General features: G+C 32.1%; 26 protein-coding genes. 13 read left to right on the top strand and 13 right to left on the bottom strand.

Translation table 11 applies throughout. The annotated features are described in order from the left end of the window. Positions 1–35: 35 nt before the first annotated feature. Positions 36–380 carry an arsenate reductase (glutaredoxin) gene (arsC, locus tag EV143_RS12455; RefSeq protein ID WP_133508260.1) on the bottom strand — a complete coding sequence of 115 codons (345 nt, stop codon included), beginning with the start codon at positions 378–380 and terminating at the stop codon, positions 36–38. Positions 381–537: 157 nt separating this feature from the next. Here arsC and EV143_RS12450 point away from each other — a divergent pair, with 157 nt between their 5' ends. Beyond that, positions 538–1470 carry a CPBP family intramembrane glutamic endopeptidase gene (locus EV143_RS12450; RefSeq protein ID WP_133508259.1) on the top strand — a complete coding sequence of 311 codons (933 nt, stop codon included), beginning with the start codon at positions 538–540 and terminating at the stop codon, positions 1468–1470. 6 nt (positions 1471–1476) lie between these two features. Continuing rightward, complete coding sequence (locus tag EV143_RS12445) at positions 1477–2517, top strand: AMP-binding protein (RefSeq protein ID WP_133508258.1); 1041 nt, start codon at positions 1477–1479, stop codon at positions 2515–2517. A gap of 317 nt (positions 2518–2834) precedes the next feature. Here EV143_RS12445 and EV143_RS12440 read toward each other — a convergent pair whose 3' ends face one another. The 3 genes from EV143_RS12440 to EV143_RS12430 all read right to left on the bottom strand — a co-directional run bounded on the left by EV143_RS12440 (position 2835) and on the right by EV143_RS12430 (position 7619). After that, positions 2835–4049 carry an RsmB/NOP family class I SAM-dependent RNA methyltransferase gene (locus EV143_RS12440; protein WP_133508257.1) on the bottom strand — a complete coding sequence of 405 codons (1215 nt, stop codon included), beginning with the start codon at positions 4047–4049 and terminating at the stop codon, positions 2835–2837. A gap of 145 nt (positions 4050–4194) precedes the next feature. After that, the gene (locus EV143_RS12435; RefSeq protein ID WP_133508256.1) at positions 4195–6168 is read right to left on the bottom strand and encodes a KUP/HAK/KT family potassium transporter; all 1974 of its coding nucleotides are present in this window, start codon (positions 6166–6168) and stop codon (positions 4195–4197) included. 131 nt (positions 6169–6299) lie between these two features. Next, entirely contained in the window at positions 6300–7619 is a 1320-nt protein-coding gene (locus EV143_RS12430; RefSeq protein WP_133508255.1) for a hypothetical protein, read from the bottom strand. A 234-nt stretch (positions 7620–7853) separates the two neighbouring features. Here EV143_RS12430 and EV143_RS12425 point away from each other — a divergent pair, with 234 nt between their 5' ends. Beyond that, positions 7854–8915, top strand: coding sequence for a sialidase family protein (locus EV143_RS12425; protein ID WP_133508254.1), 1062 nt, complete (start codon positions 7854–7856; stop codon positions 8913–8915). A 73-nt stretch (positions 8916–8988) separates the two neighbouring features. Here the strand turns inward: EV143_RS12425 and EV143_RS12420 are convergent, their stop codons facing one another. From EV143_RS12420 to EV143_RS21805, 5 genes are all read right to left on the bottom strand, one after another. Then, positions 8989–9450, bottom strand: coding sequence for a sensor of ECF-type sigma factor (locus tag EV143_RS12420; protein WP_133508253.1), 462 nt, complete (start codon positions 9448–9450; stop codon positions 8989–8991). 16 nt (positions 9451–9466) lie between these two features. Further along, positions 9467–9880: a hypothetical protein gene (locus EV143_RS12415; RefSeq protein ID WP_133508252.1), complete on the bottom strand. Its 414-nt coding sequence runs from the start codon at positions 9878–9880 to the stop codon at positions 9467–9469. 33 nt (positions 9881–9913) lie between these two features. Next, on the bottom strand, positions 9914–10456 hold the full coding sequence (locus tag EV143_RS12410) for an RNA polymerase sigma factor (protein ID WP_133508251.1): 543 nt from the start codon (positions 10454–10456) through the stop codon (positions 9914–9916). Between the two features lie 65 nt (positions 10457–10521). After that, complete coding sequence (locus EV143_RS12405) at positions 10522–11754, bottom strand: transcriptional regulator (protein ID WP_133508250.1); 1233 nt, start codon at positions 11752–11754, stop codon at positions 10522–10524. Between the two features lie 180 nt (positions 11755–11934). Further along, positions 11935–12123: a hypothetical protein gene (locus EV143_RS21805; RefSeq protein ID WP_133508249.1), complete on the bottom strand. Its 189-nt coding sequence runs from the start codon at positions 12121–12123 to the stop codon at positions 11935–11937. Between the two features lie 93 nt (positions 12124–12216). Between EV143_RS21805 and EV143_RS12395 the strand changes: the two genes are divergently transcribed. Continuing rightward, positions 12217–12597, top strand: coding sequence for a pyrophosphohydrolase domain-containing protein (locus tag EV143_RS12395; protein ID WP_133508248.1), 381 nt, complete (start codon positions 12217–12219; stop codon positions 12595–12597). Between the two features lie 217 nt (positions 12598–12814). On the opposite strand, the gene EV143_RS12390 is transcribed toward EV143_RS12395, so the two are convergent. Next, complete coding sequence (locus EV143_RS12390) at positions 12815–13885, bottom strand: branched-chain amino acid aminotransferase (RefSeq protein WP_133508247.1); 1071 nt, start codon at positions 13883–13885, stop codon at positions 12815–12817. A 245-nt stretch (positions 13886–14130) separates the two neighbouring features. On the opposite strand from EV143_RS12390, the gene mnmD reads away from it, so the two are divergent. Further along, complete coding sequence (gene mnmD, locus EV143_RS12385) at positions 14131–14796, top strand: tRNA (5-methylaminomethyl-2-thiouridine)(34)-methyltransferase MnmD (RefSeq protein WP_133508246.1); 666 nt, start codon at positions 14131–14133, stop codon at positions 14794–14796. Positions 14797–14962: 166 nt separating this feature from the next. After that, positions 14963–15160 (top strand): hypothetical protein, encoded by a 198-nt coding sequence (locus EV143_RS12380; protein ID WP_017496117.1) that lies wholly within the window; start codon positions 14963–14965, stop codon positions 15158–15160. 37 nt (positions 15161–15197) lie between these two features. Here EV143_RS12380 and EV143_RS12375 read toward each other — a convergent pair whose 3' ends face one another. After that, entirely contained in the window at positions 15198–16139 is a 942-nt protein-coding gene (locus EV143_RS12375) for a LysR substrate-binding domain-containing protein (RefSeq protein ID WP_133508245.1), read from the bottom strand. A 108-nt stretch (positions 16140–16247) separates the two neighbouring features. Here EV143_RS12375 and EV143_RS12370 point away from each other — a divergent pair, with 108 nt between their 5' ends. From EV143_RS12370 to can, 4 genes are all read left to right on the top strand, one after another. Beyond that, entirely contained in the window at positions 16248–16727 is a 480-nt protein-coding gene (locus EV143_RS12370) for a Dps family protein (RefSeq protein ID WP_133508244.1), read from the top strand. Positions 16728–16928: 201 nt separating this feature from the next. Beyond that, positions 16929–17144: a hypothetical protein gene (locus EV143_RS12365; protein WP_243739854.1), complete on the top strand. Its 216-nt coding sequence runs from the start codon at positions 16929–16931 to the stop codon at positions 17142–17144. 80 nt (positions 17145–17224) lie between these two features. Further along, positions 17225–18874, top strand: a complete 1650-nt coding sequence (locus tag EV143_RS12360; RefSeq protein ID WP_133508242.1) for a SulP family inorganic anion transporter — start codon at positions 17225–17227, stop codon at positions 18872–18874. 108 nt (positions 18875–18982) lie between these two features. Further along, the gene (gene can, locus EV143_RS12355) at positions 18983–19621 is read left to right on the top strand and encodes a carbonate dehydratase (RefSeq protein ID WP_133508241.1); all 639 of its coding nucleotides are present in this window, start codon (positions 18983–18985) and stop codon (positions 19619–19621) included. A 33-nt stretch (positions 19622–19654) separates the two neighbouring features. On the opposite strand, the gene EV143_RS12350 is transcribed toward can, so the two are convergent. Together EV143_RS12350 and EV143_RS12345 are read right to left on the bottom strand one after the other, a co-directional pair. Further along, positions 19655–20857: an LETM1-related biofilm-associated protein gene (locus EV143_RS12350; RefSeq protein WP_133508240.1), complete on the bottom strand. Its 1203-nt coding sequence runs from the start codon at positions 20855–20857 to the stop codon at positions 19655–19657. 105 nt (positions 20858–20962) lie between these two features. Further along, a complete protein-coding gene (locus tag EV143_RS12345) occupies positions 20963–21490 on the bottom strand; it encodes a superoxide dismutase family protein (protein WP_133508239.1) in 528 nt (175 codons plus the stop codon). A gap of 211 nt (positions 21491–21701) precedes the next feature. Here EV143_RS12345 and EV143_RS12340 point away from each other — a divergent pair, with 211 nt between their 5' ends. From EV143_RS12340 to EV143_RS12330, 3 genes are read left to right on the top strand one after another with little or no spacing between them, the layout of a single operon-like run. Further along, positions 21702–22127: an META domain-containing protein gene (locus EV143_RS12340; protein WP_133508238.1), complete on the top strand. Its 426-nt coding sequence runs from the start codon at positions 21702–21704 to the stop codon at positions 22125–22127. A 38-nt stretch (positions 22128–22165) separates the two neighbouring features. Beyond that, positions 22166–22687, top strand: coding sequence for a DUF4251 domain-containing protein (locus tag EV143_RS12335; RefSeq protein ID WP_133508237.1), 522 nt, complete (start codon positions 22166–22168; stop codon positions 22685–22687). Between the two features lie 30 nt (positions 22688–22717). After that, positions 22718–23203 (top strand): hypothetical protein, encoded by a 486-nt coding sequence (locus EV143_RS12330; protein ID WP_133508236.1) that lies wholly within the window; start codon positions 22718–22720, stop codon positions 23201–23203.

The following is a 23203-nucleotide window of genomic DNA, read 5'->3' as shown; positions in this document are numbered from 1 at the left end:
AAATCACAAAAAAATGTTAATCTGTTTCTTTATAATCAGTCTAAAAAAGAAGCAACACGATCTAGATCTCTGCCAATAATTGCTTTTCCGTCTTTTACAACAATCGGGCGTTCTATTAAAATCGGATTCTCAATCATGGCTGTAATAATTTCATCTTCGCTCATTGTTTTTTCTTTAAAATTTTCAATCCAAACTTTTTCTTTAGTTCTAACTAATTCAATTGGTTGTAATTCTAATTTTTGAAGTAAAGCTTTTAATTCATCAAAAGAAGGCGTCTCTGTTAAGTACGGAATGATTTCGTATTCCTGTTTAGACTTATCAATAAAAGCCAGACAATTTCTTGATTTTCCGCAACGTGGATTATGGTAAATTTGTATCATTTTGTTATTTTTAATGTCTTATAAGGCAGTTAAAGTAAAAATTAGGTATTTTAGCAAGACCAAAAATAAGATTTACTTATTAATCAAATATCTTTTAAAAGAAAATAAATTCTAACTTTAAAAGATATTATTTCTCATTATTTAAATTTTTTAACATATGTTTTTAGAACAAGGAATTAAACCCGAAAATAAGTTTTGGAAATACCTTATCGGATCAGTTCTTATAATTATAGCATCGTTTATTGGTCAAATTCCTTTTTCTATTGCAGTTCTTTATAAAAGTTTTAAAGGCAAAGAAGTTTTTCCTACTGATAACGCAGCCGTGATGAAAATGTTTGAGCCAAATATGACTTTATTTCTGGTTATGATCTCTTTTGCTTTTGCTCTTGCCGGCATTTATTTTGTAGTGAAATATCTGCACAATCAAACCTTTCTATCTATCACAACATCCCGACAAAAAACAGATTGGAATCGTGTTTTCTTTTCCTTCCTTTTATGGTCTGCCTTTTCTGTTCTTAGTTTTTTTATCATTTATTTGAGATCTCCAGAAAATTTTGTGTGGAATTTTAAATTAGTTCCCTTTTTGATTTTAGCTCTTTTAGGGACTGTTTTAATACCAATACAAACAAGTACAGAAGAATATGTTTTTAGAGGATATTTGATGCAGGGATTTGCGAATTTGGCTCATAATAGGTGGTTTCCGCTTATGATGACTTCGCTTATTTTCGGATGTATGCATATTTTTAATCCTGAAGTAGCCAAAATGGGCTATATTATTATGGTTTATTATATTGGCACAGGTTTGTTTTTAGGTGTTATAACACTTATGGATGAAGGAATGGAACTTGCTTTAGGATTTCATGCCGCCAATAATCTTACTGGAGCTCTGTTAGTTACTTCAGATTGGTCTGTTTTTCAAACGCATTCTATTTTTAAAGATATGTCTGAACCTTCTGCAGGTTTAGATGTCATTTTACCGGTTGTAGTTATTTATCCTATTTTGCTTTTTATTTTTACTAAAAAGTACAATTGGACAAATTGGAAAGAAAAATTAACGGGAGAAATTAATACTGTTAAAACATTAAATTAGTTGAATATGTTAGAACTAACACATAAAAATGTTCATAATTATTTTAAAGTAAATGGTTATCATTTAAGCGCAGAACAATTGCTTGGAGTGGCTTATGATTATGTAAAAGAAGGCGATGGAAACGAAAAGGCAATAGGAGAATTTTTGATGGATTGGTTTGATAATAAAGATTTTATCGAAATGAGGACTTCAGGAACGACCGGACTTCCTAAAGTAGTAAAACTTCAAAAACAAGCCATGATTCAATCTGCATTGGCTACAGGAGATTTTTTTGAATTAGAGCCAGGAAATAAAGCTTTACTTTGTTTGCCGGTAAAATTTATCGCCGGTAAAATGATGTTGGTTCGCAGTTTAATTTTAGGTCTTGATTTAGATATTGTAGAGCCAAGTACACAGCCTTTAGCTTTAAATACAACTCACTACGATTTTGTTGCTATGGTTCCGTTGCAAGTTCAAAACTCGATAGAGGAATTGAAAAACGTGAAGAAACTAATTGTTGGAGGAGCTAAAATGGACAGTACTCTCGAAGAGAAAGTTTTACCATTAAAAACCCAAGTTTATGAAACGTATGGAATGACGGAAACCATAACTCATATTGCTGCAAAAAGAGTAGGAGAGTCTGTTTTTACGGTTCTGCCAAATGTAAAAATTGCGCTTGATGATCGTGGATGTCTGGTTATTACCGTTCCATCTATTTCTGAAGAGCCGATAATTACCAATGATTTGGTAGATTTAATAAGAGAAAATCAATTTATATTTTTGGGAAGAATAGACAATGTAATAAACAGTGGTGGAGTAAAACTAATTCCGGAACAAATAGAAGCTAAGCTGGTGGGAAAAATCAATACGCGGTTTTTTGTAACAGGAATTCCGGATTCTATTTTAGGCGAAAAATTAATTTTAGTTATTGAAGGCGAAAAACAAGATTTTGCAACTGACTTTTTTGATGTTTTAGATAAATACGAAAGACCAAAAGAAATCGTTTTTATACCAAAATTTAAAGAAAACGAAAATGGAAAGTTGTTAAGAAAGCCTAGTTTGGTATAGTAGAACCATATAAGTGATATAAGTTCTTTTAAATATTAGCAATGTTGAAATGTAGTTCCTACGGAACAAATATTCGTCGTAAGATTTTCTTTGTTACCAATATAAAATCTCTACGAGATATTTACTTAGGCGTTTTATATTGAAAGAATATTTCCTCACAAAATACTCCGTTAGGAGTGAAATTTTGGTAAAAAAACATATATAGCATTACTAATGTGTTCCGTAGGGACTATATATAATAAATGAACAAAAGAAATCCCAAATTCCAATAAGTAAATTGGAATTTGGGATTTTGAAATTTTGAAATTTAAATATTTTTATTCTTTACGCTCCATTAATGCCATATAAAATCCGTCAAAACCAGATTCTGAAGCTAGAATTTTACGATCTTTTACAAACGTAAACTGCTGTCCGATTTCTGTTTTTAAGAATTTCTCTACTTGTTCCTGATTTTCCGAAGGTAAAACAGAACATGTTGCGTAAACTAATTTTCCGCCCGGTTTTACAATTTTAGAATAGCTTTCTAAAACTTCAGCCTGAACTTTACGAATGTTGTCGATAAACTCCGGTTGTAATTTCCATTTAGCATCAGGATTTCTTTTCAAAACGCCTAAACCGCTGCAAGGTGCATCAATTAAAACTCGGTCTGCTCTTTCGTGTAATTTTTTGATCACTTTTGTAGTGTCAATAATACGATATTCAATATTAAAAGCGCCATTTCTTTTTGCTCTTAATTTCAATTGTTTCAATTTGCTTTCGTACAAATCCATTGCAATCAGTTGTCCTTTATTTTCCATTAAAGAAGCAATGTGCAACGTTTTTCCACCAGCTCCGGCGCAGGTATCTACAACACGCATTCCAGGTTTTACATCAAGAAAACCGGCAACCAATTGTGAGTTTGCATCCTGAACCTCAAAAAGACCTTGTTTAAAAGCGTCAGTCAAAAATACATTTGCTCTTTCTTTCAAAACTAAAGCTTCAGGCTGATCTTTTAAATATTCTGTTTCGATATTCAAATCCATCAACGTGTTTCTCAGGTTTTCTTTCGTTCCTTTTAGCGTATTTGTTCTTAAAATAACTTTAGCAGGCTGGTTTTGTGCTGCAATTTCTGTAGACCAAACTTTTTCTCCTAATTCTTTAACGCCCAATTCATCCATCCAGTCCGGAATAGATTCTTTTAAAGCTCTTATTTTAGAAAGTTCATCAAAACGTCCTTTTATTTTTCTTTCAGGAGTTCCTTCTAATTGTTTCCAATCCGGAATTGGGTATCCTCTTAAAACAGCCCAAACTGCGAACATTCTCCATAAATTCTCTCTGTCGAAAGGCTCTTTTACTTCGGCAATTTCAGCATATAATCGTTTCCAACGAACAATTTCGTATATGGTTTCAGCAACAAACTTCCTGTCAGAACTTCCCCAACGTTTGTCTTTTTTTAAGGCTCTAGCTACCACTTTGTCGGCATATTCTCCTTCATTGAAAATTGCATTCAAAGAATCGATGGTAGTATAAACTAAATTTCTGTGTAATCTCATTTTAAATATTTGAGTTGCAAAGGTACTATTAATTGATTGAAAGTTAAATTTTTAATTTTGATTGTTATTTTGACTTTCATTTAAAAGAAAAAAAACACTCTAATAAGAATAAAAGAGTGTTTTTGAATTGATGTTGGAATGCGATTTATTTGATAATTCGCGTTAATCCAATATTTTCAGGAGCATGAAGCACCATTGGGAATTTCTCTATTTTTACAGAACTGCTGTCTAAACCAAAAGCTCTTTCTTCAGACAAACTTAGTTTCTTGATAAAGAAATAAGAGTTCATGATAATATTTTCGTGCCATCTTAAATCATTGTCATTTGATAAAAACTTCTCAGACAATACAAATTTAAAGTCACCAATAATATTGTTTTTGTTTAATGATTCGTAACGGCTTGTAATATCAACTTCACCTCTTTTTACCATATCACGAATTACTTCTCTAAACATCAAATTGATTTTTGTAGGTTCTCTAAAGCCTAGATTAAAATCGATTCTGTAAATATCATCCTTCGCAATTTCAGTTACTTTATATTGTGTTTTATAAGGTTCAGTCAGGATATTAACGTGTACAAACCAATAAATATCAGCTCTTTTTGGACGTTTTTGCAAAATAGAATACATTACTTTTTGCTCTAATTCATCTACACGATTAGCATTGGTCATATAAACTAAATGCGTTGCGTATTTTGGTATCGATAAATCTTCGCTTAACTCCATTAACACCTTTTTATAATCATCGATTTTTATGATTTTGGTGTAATTTTTATTGATTTTCTTAGCAAGGTACCAAATTGTCATGATAGAAATAAGGAGCGTTGCAATGATTAAAGTAACATAACCACCTTCGGCGAATTTGGTAATATTTGCGAAAAGAAAACTAAACTCAATTACTAAATAAGTGGTGATTAACGGAACCATGAAATACAGTTTTACACGTTTCATGATTAGGTAATAATTCAGTAAAATAGTCGTCATGATCATGCACAGAATAATAGCAAGACCATACGCATGTTCCATATTTCCTGATTTTTCAAAATGCAATACAATACCTACACAACCAAAAAACAATAACCAGTTGATTGACGGAATATATAATTGTCCTTTTACTTCAGTAGGATATTTGATTTTTACTTTCGGCCAGAAATTCAATCGCATGGCTTCGTTTATCAATGTAAATGATCCACTAATAAGCGCTTGGGAAGCAATTACTGCCGCTAAAGTTGCTACAACAATTCCGAATGGTAAAAACCAATGCGGCATAATCAGGTAGAATGGATTTCCATTTTCTCCACCTAAATCGTGTAATGTTTTACCTTCCTGGTGAATTAAAAAAGCAGCCTGGCCAAAATAATTTAAGACCAAAGTTGTTTTTACAAAAATCCAACTGATTCTGATATTTTTTCTTCCACAGTGTCCCATGTCAGAGTATAAAGCTTCAGCACCTGTAGTACATAAGAATACAAATCCTAAAACAAAAAATCCGTCAGGATGAATTCTTAATAAATGATAAGCATAATAAGGGTTTATGGCTTTTATAACTTCAGGAAATTGTGCAATCTGAATAATTCCCAAAGTTCCAAGCATGGCAAACCAGATTAGCATCATTGGTGCGAAAAACTTACCAACGAGCTTGGTTCCAAATTGTTGAATGGTAAATAAAACAAATAAAATCCCAATTACAATCGATATAATGGTACTCGTTTGCATTTGCGGATAGAAAGCCCTGATTCCTTCTACAGCAGATGAAATAGAAATAGGCGGGGTTATAATTCCATCGGCAAGTAAAGCACTACCCCCAATAATGGCGGGCACAATAAGCCACTGAATCTTTGTTTTTTTGACTAAGGCATAAAGAGCAAAAATCCCACCTTCACCATGATTATCAGCACTTAAAGTAATAAGGACATATTTAATAGTGGTTTGCAAAGTCAATGTCCAGAAGACACATGAAATACCTCCCAATACAATGTCAGCATTTATAGGGTGATCGCCAAGTATGGCTTTCATTACATATAATGGAGAAGTACCAATATCTCCATAAATAATTCCTAGTGTGATTAATAAACCTCCAATAGACAACTTACTGTGTAAGTTTTTATGCGCTGCGCTCATGTATATTTTTATAAAAGACGGTTGCAAATTTACTGTTTTAAAACAAAATAGCATCAATTATAATTAAAAAGATAAAAAAAAGCACAATCCCCAAATTGTGCTTTAATTTTTATTATAGAATTATAATTTTATTAACCTCTTCTTCCGCCACCGCCTCTTGAGCTTGATCCGCTTTCTCTTTGCGGCTGGCTGCTTTGTTGCGGCTGGCTGCTTCTTGATTGCTGAATTGCTCTGGGAGCTTCAGAACGTTGCTGATTCTGAGAACTTTGTCCTTGTGAAGATCTCGATGTTCCTCTGTTTTCAGAATAACTTCTTGGCGTTTCAGTTCTTTGCGTTTGAGTAGGTCTGTTTTCAGAATAGCTTCTCGGAGTTTCAGTTCTTTGTGTTTGAGTTGGTCTGTTTTCAGAATTACTTCTTGGAGCTTCAGTTCTTTGAGTTGGAGTTGATGCTCTGTTTTCAGTATTTCCTCTTGAAGTATACGTTCTGTTTTCAGCATTTCCTCTTGAACCATTTTCAACTCTTACAGGATTATTTGAAGAATTAGAATTGTCTCTGTTAGTATATACTCTGTTTGTATTAGAATTTCTATCAGCGTTTGTTCTGTTTTCAGTATAATTTCTGTTTGTTCCTCTGTTGTCAGAACTATTAGTTCTTCCGGCATTTGATCTGTTAGTGTAATTAGGGTTGCTTCTGTTTGCCTCTCTACTTGCTACACGTCTTTGATCTAATTCATATCTGTTATTTACATTAGAATGTCTTTGTGCAAAACTGTTGTTCGGACGCATTTTTTCGTAACCATAAGTACGTCTTGTTTGATATATCGCCGGAGCTCTGTAGCTTCTACGAGTATTAACATAGTTGTAATGATTGTTTACATTTATATACACATTAACATTGTTTCTGTATCTGTAAACTGGGTAAGGATTCCACGCTGTGTAATATGTTGGATAATAATTCCAACCCCAAGTTGAATAATAAGGTCTGTAATTGGTTACCCAGAATGAAGTGTAAATTACCGGAGGTACGCTATATACAGGCTCATAAATGTAATTATCCCCATATAAATAACTGTTACCAACAACCTGAACAACAACTTTATTTGAGTTATCACGTTCAACATCGATTGTGGCAATATCCTGAAAAACATCTTTGTCAAGTACAGCCTGAATAATTACAACGTGAGTTCTGTCTTCTACAGATTCTATTACACGTAAATAATCAACTTCATCATCTCCGTTTAAATCCAGATTTGAAATTTGATATTTTGGGTCATTCAATCGTCTTTCAAAATCCTGAAGATTGGCTGATTCACCAAACATAGAAGCAACGGCTCTAAGATCTAAATTATCGCTTATATCTGAGTTTTTTGCGTAAACAGTAGTTTGGCTTTGTGCACCACAAGAAGTTAATCCTATTGCTAAAAGTGCTATTAAAATTATATTAGTTTTCATCGTAAATCATATTAGATTAGTATTGTGAGATATCCAATTACTGTGCCATAAATTCAACTTTTAAGTCCGTGTAATGTAATTATCTTGTTTTCAATGATTTAAAATTTAGGTAATGAATTGTAATTATAATTTGACAAAAAATGAACATAAAAATTATTATTAATCAAAAAAAGTAAAACATATTTGAGATCTTAGAAATAATTGTATTTTAGCATCAGATAAATTTTAATCAGTATGAAAAAAGTAATTTTATTTTGTGGTGTATTCCTTTTTTTAATGTCTTTTAAAACAGCGAATTACAACAATAAACAAACGTTTTTTGGTGGCTTTACATCAATGACGATTGATACTTTGTTTCAGGATAAAATTAGCATTCGGGCTATTGTAATTGATAAAAATAAAGTTTGGTACGGAGGTGATAATTCCCGTTTCGGTTATTATGACCTTGATAAAAAAGAAAAATTCGAAGAACATATCTATAAAGATACACTTAAGTTAGAATTTAGAAGTATAGCTCAAAATTCAAAAAATATTTTTTTACTGAGTGTAGCAAATCCGGCTTTACTTTATTCCGTTTCAAAAAAAGACAACAAATTTAAGTTAGTTTATAAAGAAGTCAATGCAAAAGTTTTTTACGACAGTATGCAATTCTGGAATGAGAAAGAAGGAATAGCAATTGGCGACCCAACAGAAGATACTTTTTCGATAATTGTAACTCGAGATGGGGGAGAAACGTGGACAAAATTATTATCTGATAAATTACCAACAAATGCAATTGGCGAATCTGCGTTTGCAGCCAGTAATACCAATATAGTGATACAAGGAGATGATACGTGGCTGGTTTCCGGCGGAAAAAAAGCACGTGTTTTTTATTCTCCGGATAAAGCAAAAACCTGGAAAGTAGTTGAAACTCCGATTGTTCAGGGAAAAACAATGACTGGTATTTATACGGCTGATTTTTACGATTCTAAACGCGGATTTATTGCGGGTGGCGATTATGATCTTCCAAATAAAAAATCAGGCAATAAAGCTTTTACAATTGATGGTGGAAAAACCTGGGAGTTAATAGGTCAGGATCTGGGATTTGGATATGCGTCTTGTGTACAATATGTTCCGGGAGGAAATGGTAAAGAAATTATTTGTGTTGGTTCTGAAGGTATTCAATACTCTCAAAATGGCGGACAAAACTGGACGCAATTGTCTACTGATACCAAATATTTTACGATTCGTTTTTTAAATAGAAACACTGCAATTGCAGCCGGATTTAATAAAATGGTTCGACTCAATTTTAAATAAAATAACAAGAACCCTAAATAATAAAGTAAGTATTATTATATAGGGTTCCTGTCGCTGTTGTTTCTTTGTAATCTTAGTTCTTTGCTGTAGCTTTGTCTCTATATTGTTTTAACAATTTTCGATTAAAATCATCTTCAGATTTTTTAAGCTTCAATATTTTTTTTGCCGAAAGTACTTTTTTGATGTTAGCCATATATTTTTCTTTCAACAGATATAATTCTTTATCAGTACTTTCAATTTGAGATAATAATGTACATGCCTCTTTTTCTGAAAGAGAAGCGATATTATCATCGTCTAATTTGCGTAAGTACGTTTTCATTTTATCATGACGCAATTCAAATTGTTTGTCATCATATGCATTGTAAATAGGCCAGAATTTTTCTGCTTCTGTAGAAGTAAGTTCCAATTCAGTAGTTAAGAAAGAAACTTTATAGGCCTTAATTTTTTCGCGTTTTTCATCTGTTTTATCACTTTGTGCGTAAAATGAAAAAGAAACTAAAAACAGTAATATCGGAAGTATGTTTTTGATTTTCATCTTTTAAGTTTTTATTTTATTCTGAAATTAAATTTTCAATATTCGGGCTCGAAGATAAAATGTCCTCTAAAGTTTCCTGCTCAAGAGCAACACTTTTGTTGAGTTTGTCAATATCTTTTGTGTCCAGTTCTTTAATTAAATCATATTGGTTCAAATTAGACTGATATGATAAATAAGTCTCCAAAGTAGCTTCGTCAAGATCTTTTGAAGTGTTGTTGTAATTGTTTACAATCGGAATCATTAAAGCAATAACAACAAGTGCAGCAACAAGCATGGTAAGAACCTTTTTACGTTTGTAAAGCGGAATTACTTTTACTTCTGTTTCATTAATTTGCTGTAGAACTTTTTTCGAAAAATTATCAAAGTAATGGTCCGGAGTTTTAAATCCAGTTGTAATTTTCGGTTCGTTTTCTAGTTTAAATGCTTTCATAATGTTTATAAGATATGTTTTATAACAAAAGGTTTAATTTGAAGTAACATATAATTCAATTTTTTTTACCGCATGATGATAAGATGCTTTCAAAGCGCCTACAGAAGTTCCCAGAATCTCTGCAATTTCTTCATATTTTAGTTCTTGAAAATACTTCATTTTAAAAACCAGTTGTTGCTTTTCCGGTAATGTTACAATCGCTTTTTGGAGTTTAATCTGAATTTCATCTCCATCAAAATAAACATCAGCCTTAAGATTATCAATGGTTTTATTTTGCAGAGCTTCAGATGTTACTCCGTTTAATTTTGCTTTTTGATTCAAAAAAGTCAAAGCTTCATTTGTTGCAATGCGATACATCCAGGAAAAAATTTTACTTTCTCCTTTAAAGTTTTTTAAATACTGAAATACTTTTATAAAAGTGTTTTGTAAAACATCATCGGCATCATCATGATTCAAAACAATATTTCGAATATGAGAATATAACGGTTTTTGATAATCGGACAAGAGTTTTTGAAACGCCGTGTTTTGCGTTTTAGGATCTAATAATTGTGCTATAAATTCCTTCTCGTCTGTCAACCTTTTTCATTTATCTTAGTTAGAATGAATTTACGACAAAAGGTTTAATCTTCACTGAATTATTTTTAGAATTCAGATTGTTCTTCCTCAGTTTTAGGCGCAGGAGTAGTAGTTGCCGGTTTTTGTTGTGGCGGTTTTTGCGTTGCTGGTTTTTGTGTTGCAGGCTTTTGCGTTGCAGGCTTTTGCGTTGTCGGTGCTTGTGTTGTCGGTGCTTGAGTTGCAGATTCCTGCGTTTGCGGTTCAGATGTGTAAACTGGTTCTGCTACAACAGGAACCACTTTAGGTATTGTTGGGAAATAAAATTCTGTTTCTAATTTTGATGGACTTTTTACATCTAATTTACTAACCGTTAGTACTTCAAGATGTGACCAGCTTAAATCAGGCGTTATTTTTTCTTTGTTTATAAAAGCTGTTGTTTTTGCAATTGCTTCTTTAGAATGCGTGTAATCTCCTGTGAGCGTTGTTTTTACAGCTTCAAAACCATTTAATTTTCCTGATAAAATATCGCTTCCTGAACTAGTTGTAATTGATCTGTTTATAGGTAAACAAATAGAAATTTTGGCTAATCCTTTTGCAGTATCGTAAGTGTGATAAATTATAAAAGGTTTTCCGGTGGTCTGCAAACCATTTGTTTCACTAAAATGAATAAGTTTCGGAATTACAACTCTTGCGTTTTTATTTACTTTTTCAATTTCACTTGTAAAAGTTTGTTTGATATAAGGCGTTTCTGTTTTTTTTACAACACCATTTACTTGTACCGCGAAAGTTTTTGTTTCAAAATCTAAATTTTTGTCAATATTCGCAAGACTTTTTTCATAGATCGTTCCAATTACATTGTCAGATCCTCCGTTTAAGGCAGTATAAACTTTAAATAAAAAGCTCATAGTTCCTTTTGCTTTCCAGGTAACTACTGTTTTTCCGGCTAAGGTATCTTTAAGAGTCCAGTTAACATCAGCTTCAGTACCGTCAAATTTCATTTTTTGTTCAATGCTTTCACCTTCTTTTGTTTTAAGTGTAATCGCATTTCCTATTCCTTCGGCACCTTCCCATGAATAGGAAGCTCCATTTCCAATTGTTTTGGCCGGAAAATACATTTTTATAGTAGGATCTTCAACAGACCACGATTCAAAATCTTCGTAATTTCTAAGGTCATTTAAATAGTTGTAAACAGTACTTCTAGGCGAATTAATCACCTTGCTTCTCTGAATAGAAAAAATTCCTTTTTGAGTAGCAACAAATACGGTAAGAGCAACCAGAGTTAATAATGATAGTAGGAATAGATATTTTAAAATCTTCATTTTGCGGTTTATTTGGTTCGTAAAGTTATAAATTTATTGGCAGTCTTAACGAATAGCCTAAAAATAAAACGGTACTTTTTAGTTGATCAAAAAAATGTTTAGACAGAACGACTGTAAACAAACTTTAGTATAAATTTTAATTTCTGTTCGGATTTTAAATATAGAAATAAATTTCGGGAATTATCTTTTAAAAAAGAATTTGATCATAAATAAAATGGAGATAAAAATCAGAAAACCTATTAATACTTTATAATTTCCTTTGTAAAATATTTTGTGAAGAGCTAAATCTTTTCGGTATGCAAAAATCATAACGATTACAAATGCTATAAAAAAACAGACTGCGAATATTAATTGGCCTTGGCTAAACATAGTTTATAATTATTTTTGACAAATTTAGAGAATTGTATACGAATAGTTACTAATTTGGTATTCCAATTAATTAAATAAAATTATTACCGAGATATGAAAAAGCAAATAGATGCAGTAAAAGAATTTCATACTGCTTTTAAAATAGGACATAGTGAAACTCCAATTGCTGATGTGGGAGAAACTAAAAAATACCTTCGTTATAATTTAATGAAGGAAGAAAATGAAGAATATCTTGATGCGGTTCAAAAAAATGATTTGGTAGAAATTGCTGATGCGCTGGGAGATATGATGTATATTTTGTGCGGAACGATTATAGAACACGGTTTGCAAGATAAAATTGAAGCCGTTTTTGATGAAATTCAGCGTAGTAATATGAGTAAACTGGGCGACGACGGACAACCCATTTATCGTGAAGACGGAAAAGTAATGAAAGGACCAAATTATTTCAAACCTGATTTTTCGAAACTTTTATAATTTTTTTTACAGCAAAGAATGCTAAGTTTTTTGTAAAAAGGCAAAGTTCGCAAAGCTTTGTCTCGAAGCAACTTTGCGAACTTTGTGTTTGTAAACATAATGCCTAGATAAAATCTTAGGTTCTTTGCGGTAAAATTTCGCATTTAAGTCATCATATAAAATAGAAAACCCGACAAATTTTAAATCTGTCGGGTTTGTTTTTATAATTATCTTTTAGTTATTGAACTTTTACAGTCCATCCAAAAGTATCTTCAGAAAGTTTGTTTTGAAGATTTGTTAGTTTTTCTTTTAAAAGAGAAGCATAAGAGTTTTCAACCGGAGTCATTTCATAATAAACATCCTGATAAGAGAAACCTTTTATTACACTAATAACTGCAGCAGTTCCGGCTCCAAAAATTTCTTTCAAAGATCCATTTTTAGCCGCTTCTACTAATTCTGAAACGATAACAGGGCGAACATCAACATTCAATCCTTCTTTTTTAGCCATTTCAATCAAACTTTTTCTGGTAATACCATCTAAAATTCTTTCGCTGGTTGGAGCAGTTAATAAAGTATCGTTAATTCTAAAGAAAACGTTCATTGTACCCGCTTCTTCTAATTTAGTATGCGTTGCATCATCTGTCCAGATAACTTGTTGAAAACCATCTTTGTTTGCAAGGTTAGTTGGGTAAAATTGTGCAGCGTAATTTCCGGCCGCTTTTGCAGCACCAATTCCACCATTTGCAGCTCTACTGTAATGTTCAGCAATAATTACTTTTACTTCACCTGAATAATAAGATTTTGCAGGAGAAAGTAAAATCATAAATTTATATTCGTCAGAAGGATTTGCAATAACACCGGCGCCAGTTGCAATCATAAACGGACGAATGTACATGCTGCTTCCATTTCCTTTTTGAATCCATTCCTGATCTATTTTCAATAATTCATTCAAACCATCCATAAAAATAGCTTCCGGAACTTCCGGCATTGCCATACGAACTGCAGAATTATTAAAACGTTTGTAGTTTTCATCCGGTCTAAACAACCAAACATCATTATTGTCATCTTTATAAGCTTTCATTCCTTCAAAAATAGCTTGTCCGTAATGGAAGACTTTTGAAGAAGGATCCATCAAAATAGGAGCATACGGCTTAATGACAGGATTTTGCCACTCCCCATCTTTAAAATCACATTCGAATAAATGGTCTGTAAAAACAGCACCAAAGCTTAAGTTTTCAAAGTCTACTGCGCTTATTTTAGACGAAGTAGCTTTTCTGATTTCAATCTTGCTTGTTTGAGTTGTACTCATAATGATAGAATTTATTAAATGCAAAATTAAGTAAAAATATATTATTTACTTGGTAAAACTGCATTAATTGCCGTGTTTAAATGAGAATTATTTATCTTATAATAAAGTTAAATTTTTGGGATAGTTTTATAAAGAATTTACGAAAAAACTGTCGATTTTTAAGGCTTTACGCATTTGTTTTGACTAAATTTGACTGGTAAATTGACCTTTAAATTGATAAAATCCCATTATAAATTTTAGAAAAAGTGGAAAGAGAAATAATTAAAACGCTAGATGGCTCAACAACAATTCATTTGAAAGAATGGGATGAATGTTACCATTCTAAACATGGTGCCATTCAGGAAGCAAAACATGTTTTTATTAAAAACGGACTTTCTTTATTTGAAGATAAACCAATAAGTATTCTCGAAATTGGTTTTGGAACTGGCCTGAATGCTTTTATTACTTTTCTGGAAGCAACTCAAAAAAAACAAGATATAGATTACGTTGGGGTAGAAGCATATCCTGTTGATGCAAACGAAGTTTTACAAATGAATTATGTAGCCGAACTCGAAGCATTGGAATTTTATAACATTTTTGAGAAAATGCATAAATGCGAATCGGACTACAAAACCGAAATTAGCACCGATTTCTCGTTAACCAAAAGGAAACAATTTTTTGATGAAATAGACGATTTTGAATGTTTTGATTTGATTTACTTTGATGCCTTCGGATATCGCGTACAACCGGAGCTTTGGAGCACCGAAATTTTTCGAAAAATGTACAAAAGTTTGAAACCAAATGGCGTTTTGGTCACGTATGCTGCCCGCGGAGTAGTTAAAAGAAGCATGATAGAAGTTGGTTTTAGAGTCGAAAAATTAGCAGGTCCACTGGGAAAACGAGAGATGTTTAGAGCTTTTAAAAATGTTTAAATGTGTTATTTATAATTATTCTATATTGATGTATCTGTATTAAGAAAACGTATTCGTTGCTAAATTTTTTAAAAAAATAAGTTAAAAAGAATGCGTATGAATGATATTTGTTTACATTTGTTGCGAGTTTAAAAATATAGATAACCCCCCATAATCTTATTTTATTATGTCAAAAATGATGTTTGATTACACGAAATCAATACTTGAGAGAGTTAGTTTCGACCCGATACTTTTCTGCAAAGAATTAGAGAAAGCTATCAAAACCCTGTTACCATACGAAATGGAGCAATTGCAAGAATGGTTATTGAATTTCATTATTGAGAAACCAGAACTAAAACAAAGTTTACTGCTAATTAAAGTATAAAAAAAAGGAGCCGATTTGGCTCCTTTTTTTATGTCTATTACTTTTTTTGCAGCGGACTAACGATTTGAACATTCTGAAAAACAATTGCTCCTTTTACAACTCCGGCAATTGTCGATCTAAGTGCGTCAATGATTTGCATTTTTAACTCGCTTTTTGGGTAAATTAAACTTACCTCTCGAGCGGGTTTTGGTTCCTTAAAGTTTCGTAGTTTCAGTTTATCGGAATCTTTTAAGTCTAAGGTGTGCAAGTACGGAAGTAACGTTGTGCCCAAACCTTCGTCGGCTAATTTTATAAGCGTTTCAAAACTTCCGCTTTGAATCTGAAAATTATTCTGGTCGATATCTGTACCGTTTTTACATAAGTTTAAAATTCCGTCTCTAAAGCAATGACCATCCTGCAAAAGCAAAATTTCATTAATGTTTAAATCCGCAACTTCAATTTCTTCTTTTTGAAAACTTGCGTGATGTTCCGGTATATAAGCGACGAAAGGCTCAAAATACAAAACAATTTCTTTTATTTTTTCGTCTTCAAGTGGAGTAGCGGCAATTGCAGCATCAAGATGACCATTTTTTAGTTTTATAATTATTTCATCCGTGTTTAACTCTTCAATTAAAAGCTTCACTTTTGGATATTTTTTTATGAAATTATTTAAAAACATTGGCAAAAGCGTTGGCATAATTGTAGGGATAATTCCCAAACGAAATTCACCGCCAATAAATCCTTTTTGCTGTTCTACGATATCTTTAATTCTATCAGCTTCATTTACAATATTTTTAGCTTGATTTACAATCTTCTGACCTATATCTGTAAGTTGAATTGGTTTTTTACTTCTGTCGAAAATTAAAATGCTAAGTTCTTCTTCGATTTTTTGAATTTGCATACTTAACGTTGGCTGAGTTACAAAACACTTCTCAGCGGCAAGTGTAAAATTTTTATGTTCGGCAACGGCTAATACATATTGTAATTGAGTGATCGTCATTTTGATAGTATTTTTTGATACAAAAATAGGAAAATATAACTTTTGCTTATATAATTTTCGAGCAAAATATTTTAAATTTGTAGTAAACATACTGTAAAATACAAAAGCATGAAAACAAATATTTTAGGATTACCGGTAAAAGAATCAGAATTAATAGTAAAAGAATTAAATATATTATTGTCGAATTTTCAGGTATACTATCAAAATCTAAGAGGAATCCACTGGAATATTCGTGGAAAACGTTTTTTCGACTTACACGTAAAGTTTGAAGAATTGTACACAGATTCGCAATTAAAAATAGATATGATAGCCGAAAGAGTTTTAACAATTGGCGGAACTCCGCTGCACACTTTTGAAGACTATATTAAAAACAACAAATTAACGGTTGGAAAAAATATTTCAAACGATGAAAAAGCAGTACAGTTGATTGTACATTCTTTATCTGATTTATTAAAAATTGAAAGAGAAATTTTAAACAAATCAGCCGAAATTAACGACGAAGGAACCAATTCTATGATGAGTGATTTTATTGCAGAGCAGGAAAAAACCATCTGGATGATGAATGCATGGCTTGAAGAAGAGTTGTAAATAACTATTAAATAATTGATTATAAACAGGATGGTAAAACGTTATCATTCTGTTTTTTTATTAATGTTAAATTTCTATAAAATTTTTCGCTTCTCGCTTTGATTTTATTTCTTTAACACTATTTTTGCTTCAATGAAATTAATCTCCCGTATATTATTATTCATATTTATTGCTTTCTTATCAACCCCAACAATTGTTACGATGATTAAGAAAAGTAGTGATACGTCTATATTTTTCAGTTTTTCTGAAGAGGAGCATTCGCATAAAGAACTTAAGGCAGCCGTTTATCCGGTTATACTTCACCACGAAGTACCAATACCTGTTTATATCGAAAAAAAGACCATCATATCTGAAAATATTGTAAAACTAGACAATATTTCTCCGAGCATTTTCGCTCCACCTCCCAATTTAGCATAATACTTCCGATTGTTTAAATCTATCTGCGTTTATAGTAAATGCGGAAGATCTTTAATGTATCAATTTTTTAGTAGTGTATTATGACAAAAAAAATCAATCTTTTTGCCAACCTTAAATCTGATTTCGCTTCAGGTTTGGTGGTTTTCTTGGTAGCTCTTCCATTGTGTTTAGGTATTGCAATGGCCTCTGGAGCTCCTTTATTTTCTGGAATTATTGCTGGTGTTATTGGTGGTATAGTAGTAGGTTACTTAAGCCAGTCTCATATTAGCGTTTCCGGGCCAGCCGCTGGTCTAACAGCTATTATTTTAACAGCTATAACTGACTTTGGTGCTTTCGATGTGTTTTTACTGTCTGTTTTTATTGCTGGATTGATTCAATTAGCATTAGGATTTTTAAAAGCCGGAAGTATCTCCAATTATTTTCCAACAAACGTTATTGAAGGAATGTTAGCCGGTATCGGTATCATTATCATCTTAAAACAATTGCCGCATGCTTTTGGTTACGATGCTGATTTTGAAGGCGATCAGGCTTTTATTCAGAATGATGGAAGCAATTCCTTTTCATTTCTGTTCAACGTTATCAATCATATTCAGTTAGGAGCAGTAGTAATTTCTTTGGTTTCATTGGTAATTTTAATTTCCTGGGAAAAAATTCCTTTTTTAAAGCGCTTAAAATTAGTTCCGGGCGCGCTTATAGCCGTTATATTGGGAGTAGTGCTTAACGAAGTTTTTATTTCAACAGGAAGTTCACTGGCAATTGCAAAAGAGCATTTAGTTTCTTTACCGGTTCCAAAATCTTTTGATGAATTCAAATCCATTTTAATTACGCCAAATTTTGCAGCCGTTACAAATCCAAAAGTTTGGGTTGTAGCCATTACAATTGCAATTGTTGCTTCGATAGAGACATTATTATGTATTGAAGCTGCTGACAGAATGGATGTTCAAAAACGTTATACCAATACAAACGTTGAGCTTAGAGCTCAGGGAATTGGTAATGTTTTAAGTTCTCTTATTGGTGGTTTGCCAATGACATCTGTCGTGGTTAGATCATCTGCAAATAATAACGCCGGAGCAAAATCTAAAATGTCTACGATCATTCACGGAGTGCTTTTATTGGTGAGTGTTATGAGTGTTCCTGCTCTATTGAATAAAATTCCGTTGGCTACTTTAGCAACTGTTTTAATTTTAGTGGGATATAAATTAGCAAAACCTGCAACTTTCATCCATTTCTGGGAAAAGGGAAAATATCAATTTGTACCTTTTATTTCGACTTTAGTATTTGTAGTTGCTACAGATTTACTAAAAGGAGTAGCATTGGGAATCATCATCAGTATTATTTTTGTATTGAGAGGAAACTTAAAAAGAGCTTACAGCTTTAAAAAAGAGCAATACGAAGACGGAGATGTTATTCATATTGATTTAGCTCAGGAAGTTTCGTTTCTGAACAAGGCTGCAATCAAATCAACATTAAATGAAATTCCGGAAAATTCTAAAGTAATCATCAATGCACATGACACTGAGTATATTGCGCATGATGTTTTAGATTTAATTCGTGAGTTTAAAGAAACCCGTGCGATTGATGAAAACATTAAAGTGAAACTAAAAGGCTTTAAAAAAGCATACCAGTTAGAGAATACTCCAGAAATTAATAACCACGTTTCGATAGAACATTATTATGATGTAGCAAAACGTGCGTTGATTAAAAAAGAAGTAACAAAAGATAAATTTTAAATAAATAAGGTATTTCGCCAGTAATAGAAATGTCAAATTTAGGTAACTTTACAAAAAGTTGTTTTAGATGTTTTACACGAGTATAAATGCCATTCAAAATAAATAAAAATGAAAGAGTTTTATAAGCAGATTTTAGAAAACAATAAAGCATGGGTAGAACAATCATTAGCAAAAGATCCAAATTATTTTGCAGATTTAGCTAAAGGACAAACACCGCCATTATTATGGATTGGATGTTCTGACAGCCGTGTTCCTGCAAATGAAATTATTGGTGCTAAACCGGGTGAAGTTTTTGTTCACCGCAATATCGCCAATATGGTTGTTCACTCTGATATGAATATGTTAAGTGTTCTGGATTATGCAGTAAACGTTCTAAAAGTAAAACATGTACTTGTTTGCGGACATTATGGTTGTGGTGGTGTAAAAGCAGCTATGGGTAACATGTCTGTTGGAATTATCGACAACTGGATTCGCCATATTAAAGATGAATATCGTTTGCACGACAAATATTTAAATTCAATTGAAGATGAAACAGAACGTTTTAATGCTTTTGTTGAAATTAATGCGAAAGAACAAGTTTATAATTTAGCAAAAACGTCAATCGTACAATCAGCTTGGAAAAACGGTCAGGATTTGATGCTTCATGGATGGGTTTACGGTTTGAATTCCGGTTTTGTAACCGATTTAAACGTAAACATTAGTTCGAATGAAGAACTTGATGAAGTTTACCAGCTAAGTAATCTATAAAAAAATAAAAATCGCCTCAAAAGGGCGATTTTTTTATTCGTTTTCGTCCAGATTTTCATTAAAAGCCGACGGTAACATTGTTGGAATAAACTTGATTAGAATTGGCAATAGTAAACTTCCGCCCGGAAGTAAAAATATGGTTAATGACGGGATCGTTTTGCAAATATCCAAAAGTTGTTTTTTTACCTTTTTCTTTTCTTTTGCATCCAGATCTCTTGTTGTAGAATGGGCTAAAAGAATCATTAATTCTTTACTCTGAACAATTTCCTTAACCAGTCTGTTTTTGTTTCTTATAATCAGTTTAACAACGGTATGCGTCATTTGATCGTAGAAATGTTTTACCGGATTTGAATAATTAAAGTACGGAATTTTCTTTTTATGTGTGGTGATAAAATCATTTGTAGTATCGATGCTCTTTGTTACAAAATCATCAGAAATACGCATCATCGATCCTAAAGAATATAAAAAATAAGCTTCTTCATTCTCTACAACACCATCACTCCACAACGCCATTCCGGCCATATCAAGTAAATAATATTTTTCGAGTGGATGACTAAAATAATCCAATTGTAAATTTTCTAAAGTATCGACTGTAACCTTTGAAAATTTTGAATATCGAATCGAAGCTTCAAACAGTTTAATCAGCAAATCGTCATGTTGTGATTTTGCAGTTTTTGTTTTTAATGCTAAAGCTACAATACCAAGAACAGTTTCTTCAATTCGTTTTAAATATTTATCGGGAATTTCGCCATGAGCCAAATATTGTCTGAAAGCCAAAACATCAATAAACAATAAAGCATTGGTTACCAAATGCGAAAAGTTTTTGCTAATAATACTGTCATTAGTCTGAACTCTTTCATCGATAATATTTTCTAAAGAATGGGATGGTGCATCTTTCGGAAGTAAAATTTTAAACAAATTAAACCCGTCCGGATTCATTGCTTTGTAAAATTTTAAAACTTCAGTAATGAAATTCTTAGGTTCAGAATTTCTTTTTTCTAAACAAAAAACGCCATATAAAGTATTCAATAAGGCAATCTTAGAAATTTCGGTTTTAAACCAGCCTTTTATCGGAATTGGAATTTGAGAATCGACAGAAATAATGTGTCCGTAAATAAACCCGGTTTCTCTGACTTTATAATAAAACGAATCAACTGTTTCAAAAGGAATTGCCTCTGAAAACTTTTGTTCGCTAAAAAATTTATCGATCCAGCCGGATGCAGATGGGTTAATCATTACTTAGGTTTGAAGCTGCAAAGCTATATCTTTTTATCGTGTTAAAATTTATTTTTAAATGAAATAACCACTAGATTTTGTGAAAATCCAGTGGTTGTTCAATTTTTATTTGATGATTCCCGCACAAGCAACTCTTCCGCCTGCATTTCCTGTAGGTTGCGTCGTAAAATCATCTGTTCCCTGATGTACGATTAAACCTTTTCCTAAAATATTTTTAGTTTCATCTTCACAGCCTATACACCATTCGTCTGTAGTAAGCGTGATAGTTCCGTTACCTTGAGCATCAGCAGTAAAGTTTCCGATGTCACCTTTATGATATTCACCAACGCCCCATTTTCCGTGTTTTTTAAAAGTTGGGTTCCAGTGTCCTCCGGCAGAACTTCCGTCGGCAGCAGTACAATCAGATTTTTCATGAATATGAATAGCGTGAACTCCCGGTTGCAAACCAGCCACTTTTGCCACAAAAGTTACTTTCCCGTTTTTCTCTGTAAAAGTTGCAGTTCCTGTTACGGTACTATTACTTTTTGGCTCTAAAGCAACGGTCAAAGTTTTGGCGTCATTTGATTTTGTATTGGTTTTACAGCCAATAACTAAGGCTGTAAGTATAGCGAAAGAAAGAATCAATTTTTTCATTTGTAAGGCTTTTAAATTATATAATAAGTAAATTTAGCATAAAATGAACGATTCTTTTAACATTAAAAGTTAAAAAAATCCAAAACTATTGGTTTTTAATTTCGTTGATTTTCAATGCAGAAGCAAAAATTATTGTGTAAATTCGTATAGTGCCAATTTGTTATTTTTAAAAAAGTAGTCATTGATTGATTTTAATTAAATATGTAATATTATGGTAAAGAATATTTTAGCTTTAGTTTTTTTAGGAGTTGTATTAATTTCCTGCAAATGCAAAAAAGCAGATACAGCCGGTACCTTAGAAGGAACCTGGGAACTTAATTATGTTACCGGACCAAGAATAGCCTTTGATGGTTTATATCCAAATAAAAAGCCAACCATCAATTTTGATTTGAAAGAAACCCGTATTTCGGGAAATACAAGTTGTAATTCTTTTAGCGGAAAATTAAGTGTTGATGGTAATAAAATTGATTTTACACAGCCAATGGCGCTAACCAAAATGATGTGTGAGAATGGGCAAGGGGAGCAGGTTTTTATGAGCACACTCGAAAGAGCAAATACCTATTCTATAACTGATAACGGTAAAACACTAAACCTTATGTCTGGAGATATTGCTACGATGCGATTTACCAAAAAGTAAGATCTCCGGCTTTATTTAAACGCTATAAAAAATGTTTTATGAAAACAACAGTATCGATTTTAGTAGTGTTAGTTTCTTTTTTATCATTTCAGGGCTTTGCTCAGGAAAAAAGTAAAAAAGAATTAAAAGCAGAAAGAGAACTTCAAGAGCAAATAGAAATACAGGCACTTTTAGATGCTAGAGATTTTGTTTTTGATGCAGAGAAACTTTACCCACAGTCAGGGAGAATGATAATTTTAGATTACAATACGTATTTTTTAAAGTTTACTTCAGAAAATGTCAAATGTGATTTGCCCTTTTTTGGCCGCGGTTTTAATGTAGGTTACGGATCTGACGGGGGAATAAAATTTGAAGGAAAACCGGAAAATATTAAAATAGAACAAACCAAAAAGAAATACACTATTAAAGCAACAGTAAAAGGAGAAAAAGATGTTTATGATCTTTTCTTTACTATCTTTTTTGACGGAGGAACATCACTTTCTGTTAATAGTAATAATCGCTCTTCAATTTCATATGATGGAAAAATTAGAGCTCCGAAATCAGAAGAAAATAAAAAGTAACAGGTACAATACACAAGTTAAACTATCAATATGAAAAAAATTACCCTTATTGTTGTTGTAATAATAGCTTCAATTTCTTCTTATGCACAAGATAAATTTAAGGAAGATGTAGAAGTTGTTCAAAGCATTTACGGAAGAAACAAAAGTGAGCTTATAAAACAATACATGAATTTGTCTGACGAAGAATTCGTTCGTTTTACAAAAGTGTATGAAAACTACGAAACAGAACGTAAGGCACTTGGAAAAGCGAAGCTTGATATTATTAATAATTATGCAGCCAATTATGCTACTTTAACAGACGCAAAAGCAGATGAATTGGCTAAAAATACCTTCAAAAATAATTTGGCTTATGAAAAATTATATGACAAAACTTATGGTCAGGCCAAAAAAGCTGTTGGTGCAATAAATGCAGCTAAATTTATTCAGTTAGAAATCTATTTACAAACCATTGTTCGTGGTCAAATTTATGATTCAATTCCGTTTATTGGTGAATTAGAGAAGTCAAAAACAAACTAA

The sequence above is a fragment of the Flavobacterium chryseum genome (genome assembly GCF_004362015.1).
Classification (GTDB): domain Bacteria; phylum Bacteroidota; class Bacteroidia; order Flavobacteriales; family Flavobacteriaceae; genus Flavobacterium.
The sequence above is the reverse complement of the archived record's forward strand: the minus strand, read 5'-3'. Positions and strand labels throughout refer to the sequence as shown.